The organism is Bacillus sp. EB600 (assembly GCF_024494385.1).
GTDB lineage: Bacteria > Bacillota > Bacilli > Bacillales > Cytobacillaceae > JAEVLT01.
Map to the genome: position 1 here is coordinate 1 of NZ_JAEVLT010000175.1, position 391 is coordinate 391.

Consider the following 391-nt stretch of genomic DNA (forward strand, 5'->3'; position numbering starts at 1 on the left):
TTTAGCGACAAAAATAATTGTATCACACTAATTCGTCACTGTCAACTTCTACGAAAATTTTTACTTTAAAGCATTTTCTATAAGAAGTTATTAACGAATCAGTGTTACTAGTTTAACACCGTAGGTGTTATAATACAACTGAAAATTTCTGCCATTTATAAACAAGAGATTAAAAAAGACAGAGAATAAAATTCTTTGTCTTTCGCCTGGCAACGTCCTACTCTCACAGGGACTTGCGTCCCAACTACCATTGGCGCTGAGAAGCTTAACTTCCGTGTTCGGTATGGGAACGGGTGTGACCTTCTCGCTATCGCCACCAGACTATTTGAATTGAGGTTCATTCCCTCAAAACTAGATAATTATAGAAGAAGTTTTTTCTGAACGAGTTCGT

General features: G+C 36.8%; 1 rRNA gene. It reads right to left on the bottom strand.

Annotated elements, in window-relative coordinates:
* Positions 1-204: 204 nt before the first annotated feature.
* Positions 205-321, bottom strand: a 5S ribosomal RNA gene (gene rrf, locus JN080_RS29265).
* Positions 322-391: the final 70 nt, after the last annotated feature.